Consider the following 5,595-nt stretch of genomic DNA (forward strand, 5'->3'; position numbering starts at 1 on the left):
GCCGTTTACCGTGCGGGTAGCGGCCCTATGTTCGTCGGAGGGGCGGCCTTGACGGGGGGGTTAAGGTGGCGTTTCCTGCCACCGCGGGGTTCTTTCGCGTTCGTTTGTGAGTGTTTGAACGTTCAAATCACCAAGCCCCCCACCTTGGAGCCTCCATGCGCCTGCGCCTGTGCACGTCCGGCGTCGCCGCCTTCGCCCTCGCGCTGACGGGCTGTTCGGCGGACCCGCCCGACCCGGCGGCGCACGGCCCGCTGACCATCACCTTCCTGCAGAAGCAGGGCGACCAGGGCTACTTCGTCGACGAGGCGGCCGGCGCCAGGGCCAGGGCGGCGCAGCTCGGCGTCGAGCTGACCGTCGTCGACCTCGGCAACGACCGCGACCGCGCCCTCAAGGAGGCCGGGGCGGCCCTCGGCAGGAAGACGGGCGGCCTCATCGCCGTCGTGCCCGACCCGACCGTCGGCCCCGACCTCGTCGCCCTCGCCCGCCGCGCCGACGTCCCGCTGCTCTCCACCGACGACCAGCTCTGCGCCGACTACCCCGACCCCGGTGCCTGCTTCTCCAACGGACTCGTCCCGCGCGTCGGCTTCAACGGCGCCGCCATGGGCGCGGCGGTCGGCGAACGCGCGGCCATCGAGTACGGGAGGACGGGCTGGAAGCCCGCCGACACCTGGACGCTGTCCGTCGCGAACGACGACATCCCGGTCTGCCGCGACCGGGTGAACGCGGCGGCGCAGGCGTTCTCCGCCCACGCCGGCGCCGTCCTGAAGAACGCGAAGGTGTGGGCGGCCAACACCGTCGACGACGCCCGCAAGCGGACCGCCTACACGCTGTCCACCAGCCCCGGCGTCCGGCACTGGGTGGTGTGGGGCTGCAACGACGAGGACGTCGAAGGCGGCATCAAGGCCCTGGCCGAGGCCGGCTTCGGGCCGGAGAACGTCGTCGGCATCGGCATCGGCGCCTACCTCGCCTGCAAGGACTGGCAGGCCGGCCGACCGGCGGCGATGCGGGCCGCGCTCCTCATCAAGGGCGCCGAGGTCGGCGCGCTCGCCGTCCAGCAGATGGCCGACCGGCTGCGCGAACACAAGGAGCTCCCGCACGAGACGATCGTCCCGACGGTCATGGTCGACCCCGCGAACCGGCAGGCGTCCGGCGCGGCCTGCACCTGAGCGCGACCCGGCCCGCCGACGGGGCCGCCGAACGGCGCTGTAGGCTGCACCCCGCCCTGTCCGGGCCCGGAAACACCCCCACGGCAGATCCAGGAGTCGATCGCGCATGTCCGCCCCCGCTCAGCGCCGCAAGGTCCACCTGTCGCAACAGCGCGTGGCCGACAGCCCGTTCGGGCCCCTCCAGATCAGCCACGACCGCTGGCCCTCCGTCATCGTCCGGCTCACCGGCGCGGGCATACCCACCGTCACGGCGGTGCCGGACCGCGAGCACGGCGCCCTGTCCGTCAACGGCCACCACGTGCCGACGGTCCGGGGCAGCCGCGGCTGGGACCCGCGCCGCAAGGCGCGCACCCGCACCGCCCTCGTCGGCGCCCGCGGCTACGAGCTGCGGCCGACCGGGCTGTGCCGGGCCGAGCTGCGCCGCGACGGCGCGGTCATCGGGCGGGCGAGCAGCGGCCTGGGCGCGTACTCCCCGTTCCGCTCGATCCCGGGCATCGACGCGAAGATCGCGTGGTCACCGGGCGTCGACCCGACGGACGTCGCCGTCGGGCAGGCGATGGTGGTCACCTTCGGCGCCGGGGCGCCGGGCGCCTTCCAGCGGTGCTTCATGTTCTGGCTCGACTGGGTCAACTGACACCCGTACGGGCCGGGAGGGCCTCCGGTGCGGAGTCCCGGATCGCCCGCACGATCCGTGCCGCCCAGTCCGCGGGCCGTTCGCGGCCGAGGAGTTCGGAGAGCCGGTCCATCCGGGCCCGGCGTTCGGCGGCGGAGAGGGTGAGGGCCCGGGCCAGGACGGTGCTCAGGTCCTCCGGCGAGTGCGGGTCGGTGAGGAGGGCCGCGTCGCCGAGCTCGGCGGCGGCCCCCGCGTGCCGGGAGAGCACCAGCACGCCCGGGGTGCGGGCGGGCAGCGCGGCCTGGGCGGCGACGAACTCCTTGGCCGTCAGGTTCATCCCGTCCTGGAACGACGTCACCCACAGCACGTCGGCCGTCAGGTACTCGTCGACGACCGCGGCCGCGGACAGGCTGCCCGGCAGGTAGTCGACCGGCCGCCAACGGCCCTGCTGCCAGCGGTCGTTGACCTCGGCGATGCGCTGCTCCAGCTGCCGGCGGGTGGAGTCGTAGGCGGTGATGCCGGGCTCGGGCGGCGGGCAGACGAGCCGGAAGACGAGCCGCCCGCGAAGCTCCGGCCGGCGCTCCAGCAGGCGGTCCAGGGCGTCGACCTTCTGGACCGGCGCCTTGGCGTAGTCGAGGCGCTCGACCGAGAGCACCACCCGCCCGGCGGCCGGGCGCGGCCTCGGCCTGCGCAGCCGGGCGAGCCGTTCGACGGCGGCCCGGTCGACGCCCAGCGGGTGCACCTCGGTGCGCGGGGCGCGCTGCCCCAGCGTCCGCCGGAAGCGCTCGGCGAAGGCGTCGGTGTGGAAGCCGGCCCAGTCGAGGCAGGCGAGGGAGGCGCGCAGCTCGGCCGCGACGGGCAGGGCCGCGAAGACCTCGGGGGCCGGGAACGGGGTGTGGTGGAAGAGCCCGGTCCTGAGGTCGGGCCGGGTGCCGCGCAGCAGGCCGGGGACGAGCCACAGGTTGTAGTCGTGCAGCCAGACGGTGGCGCCGGGCGCGGCCTCGGCGGTGATGTGCTCGGCGAAGCGCGCGTTCACCGCCCGGTAGGCGGTCCAGGCGTGCCGGTCGGGGACGGACCGCGCGGGCTCGGACATCAGCACCGGCCACAGCGTCTCCTTGCACGCCCGGTGGAAGTAGCCGGTCCACTGCTCCGCGCTGAGCGGCACGAGGGACAGCGGCAGCCCGGTGGGGTGCGGGCGGGGGGCCTCGCGGTCGCCGCCGGCCAGCGCGGTGACCCACACGCCCGGCAGGCCGTCGGCGAACGCGCTGGTCAGGGTCGGGAGTATGCCGTTGGGGCTGCTGGGCGGCTGCCACCTGGTGCCGGTCCAGTGCATCGGCGGCCGGTGGTAGGCGACCACCACGGAGTGCCGGCGGCGGGGCCGGTCCGGATCGGGGCCGACCCAGCCGAGGTCCTGGAGCACCGCGTGGATCCCGGCGGCGCCGGTCTGCCGGGGGCGGCGGACCAGCGGGTCCCCCGCGACGGCGTCGAGCAGGGCCGTCTCGGCGCCGCCGACGACCACGCCGTGTGCGCCGGTCCTGAACAGCGACAGGTCGTTGAGCGAGTCGCCGGCGACGAGGATCTGCTGCGGCGTCCAGCCCAGCTTCCCGGCCAGGGCCCGCAGGGCGTTGCCCTTGGACGCCCCCGCGGGCAGGACGTCGAAGTAGCGGCCCGCCGAGTACTCCCAGCCGCAGCCGAGCGCCCGGACGGCGTCGGTGACCTCGCGGGTGAGCCGCTCCGGGGCCACGTGGTAGGAGCAGCGGCCCTCCTGGACGACGCCGAACTGGTAGGTGAGGGCGGGGAAGCGGCGCAGCGCGGCGCGGATGCGGGCCGGTCCCGGCCAGCCGGCGCGCAGCTGCTCCAGGAGCGGGTCGACGGGGGAGAAGTCCGCCCCGTCGGCGACGGTGGCGCCGACGTCGGCGATGATCCAGCGCGGGCGCGGGACGAGCGGGTCGCGCAGCACGTCGCGGACGGAGGACAGGCCCCGGCCGGTGGCGAAGACGAGGGTCACCTCGGGGTGGCGGGCCAGGGCGTCGCGCAGGCGGCGGCGTTCCTCCCGGGTGCCGCCGAGTAAGGTGCCGTCCAGATCGGTGACCAGAACCCTTGTGACGGGTGACATCCGTGACATCCGCCGGACGCTAGCACGATCACTCAGCGGTGTGAAGTGTTCACCTCAGGTGTGCGGGACGGTGGCCGACGGCAGCAGGGCGGCGAGCTCGTCGGCGCGCAGGGCCGCGTCCGAGCCGGGGCCGGTGGTCGCCGCCGCTCCGCAGACCACCGCGGCCGCGAGACAGTCCGGCAGGCCCAGGCCGTCCAGGAGGCCGTGGACGAGGCCCGCGTTGAAGCAGTCCCCGGCGCCCGTGGTGTCGACCGGCCGCACCGGGACGGCCGGGACGTCGTGGCGCTCGCCGCCGCGCACGGCGGTGGCGCCGTCCGCGCCGCGCTTGACCACCAGGGTCGGCACCAGGGCGGCGAGTTCGGCGATCGCGCCCTCCGGCCCGGCGGCGCCGGTCAGCCGCAGCGCCTCGGCGGCGTTCGGGGTGAGGACGTCGACCAGCGACAGGATGCGGCGGACCGCCGGGTCGTCGAGCGTCGCGGGGGAGTCGTGGCAGTCCATGACCACCTGCGTGCCGAGCCGCCGGGCGGCCTCGGCGGCCGCCACCATGTCGTCGTCCCAGCGCAGTTGGGGCACCATCAGGACGCGCGGACGGTACCGGCGCAGCAGCGGGACGAGGGGCGCGGGGGCGACCGGGTCCTGGAAGCTGACCATCGCGCGGTCGCCGGGGTAGGCCATCGCGACGGTCACGCTCCTGACGGGGACGGGGTGGTGGCGGAACGCGGAGGCGTCCAGCCCTTCCCGGCGGGCACTGGCCAGCACCTGGGCGCTGAAGGCGTCCGTGCCGAAGTCGGCGCTCCAGACCACGTCGCGCCCGAGTCGCCGCAGCGCCATCGCGGGCGTGTACGCGCCGCCGGGCACCCACGCGAAGCCGTCGGCGAACACCTCGCCGCCGGGCTCGACCGGCCGGGGCAGCCCGTGGAACACCAGGTCCGCGAAGTACGCGCCGGCCACGAGTACTTCGCACGGTTGTAAGGTCCCGTTCGACTCCATCCGGCGAGCATAGGGGTCCGCAGCGCACCGCGAGGCGCGAACGCGTCAAAGCGGCCCAGTAGGAGAGAACGCATTCGTTCACTAAACTCGGAGGTGGATCCGGGAGAGCGGAGAGGTGGTGCCGGCATGACCGTCGAACCCGAGGCCACGCGCGGAGCGGCCGACGCCGTGCCGCTGCGCCGGCGCGGCGAGGTGCTGGAGAGCGCGATCTTCGGGGCCACGCTCCGGCAGCTCGTCACGGACGGCTACGCGCGGCTCACCATGGAGGGCGTCGCGGCGGCGGCGCAGACCGGGAAGGCGGCGCTCTACCGCCGCTGGTCGTCCAAGGAGGAGCTGGTCATGGACGCCCTGCGCGCCAGCCTGCCCCCGGCCGGGCCGGCCCCGGACACCGGCAGCCTGCGCGGGGACCTCGTCGAGGTGGTCACCCGGCTGCGGACGGCGATGTTCAGCGAGTCGGGCGCGGCCGTGCGCGCCGTCATGAGCGAGCTCGACCACGAGCGGGCGCACGCCTTCCTGGAGATCGTGCTGGTGCGCGTGGTCGAACCCACCACCCGGCTGATCGCCGAGGTCCTCTCCCGGGGCGCCGCCCGCGGCGAGGTCCGTCCGGCGGCGGTGACGCCGCTGGTCACCGACGTCGTCCCGGCGCTGATGCTCTACCGGTTCAAGATGTGCGGCGGCGCGCCCGTCCGGCTGGACCCGGAGGCCATCGT

General features: G+C 75.2%; 5 protein-coding genes. 3 read left to right on the forward strand and 2 right to left on the reverse strand.

What is annotated here, in order from left to right:
* Positions 1 to 155: 155 nt before the first annotated feature.
* A complete protein-coding gene (locus ACFV4F_RS42040; RefSeq protein WP_380511069.1) occupies positions 156 to 1,166 on the forward strand; it encodes a substrate-binding domain-containing protein in 1,011 nt (336 codons plus the stop codon).
* Between the two features lie 106 nt (positions 1,167 to 1,272).
* On the forward strand, positions 1,273 to 1,800 hold the full coding sequence (locus tag ACFV4F_RS42045; protein WP_380438741.1) for a hypothetical protein: 528 nt from the start codon (positions 1,273 to 1,275) through the stop codon (positions 1,798 to 1,800).
* Here the strand turns inward: ACFV4F_RS42045 and ACFV4F_RS42050 are convergent.
* The gene (locus ACFV4F_RS42050; RefSeq protein WP_380511072.1) at positions 1,793 to 3,895 is read right to left on the reverse strand and encodes an HAD-IIB family hydrolase; all 2,103 of its coding nucleotides are present in this window, start codon (positions 3,893 to 3,895) and stop codon (positions 1,793 to 1,795) included. The two genes, ACFV4F_RS42045 and ACFV4F_RS42050, sit on opposite strands and share 8 nt — an antisense overlap.
* A 54-nt stretch (positions 3,896 to 3,949) precedes the next feature.
* Positions 3,950 to 4,885, reverse strand: a complete 936-nt coding sequence (locus tag ACFV4F_RS42055) for a carbohydrate kinase family protein (protein ID WP_380511075.1) — start codon at positions 4,883 to 4,885, stop codon at positions 3,950 to 3,952.
* Positions 4,886 to 5,011: 126 nt separating this feature from the next.
* Between ACFV4F_RS42055 and ACFV4F_RS42060 the strand changes: the two genes are divergently transcribed.
* The coding region (locus tag ACFV4F_RS42060; RefSeq protein WP_380511078.1) for a TetR-like C-terminal domain-containing protein at positions 5,012 to 5,595 on the forward strand (584 nt) is incomplete at its 3' end.

This window comes from Kitasatospora sp. NPDC059722 (assembly GCF_042733235.1).
Taxonomy (GTDB): domain Bacteria; phylum Actinomycetota; class Actinomycetes; order Streptomycetales; family Streptomycetaceae; genus Kitasatospora.

Coding starts and splice junctions, on each gene's coding strand:
- ACFV4F_RS42040 (WP_380511069.1), top strand. CDS start 156: ATGCGCCTGCGCCTGTGCACGTCCGGCGTCGCCGCCTTCGCCCTCGCG.
- ACFV4F_RS42045 (WP_380438741.1), top strand. CDS start 1,273: ATGTCCGCCCCCGCTCAGCGCCGCAAGGTCCACCTGTCGCAACAGCGC.
- ACFV4F_RS42050 (WP_380511072.1), bottom strand. CDS start 3,895: ATGTCACCCGTCACAAGGGTTCTGGTCACCGATCTGGACGGCACCTTA.
- ACFV4F_RS42055 (WP_380511075.1), bottom strand. CDS start 4,885: ATGGAGTCGAACGGGACCTTACAACCGTGCGAAGTACTCGTGGCCGGC.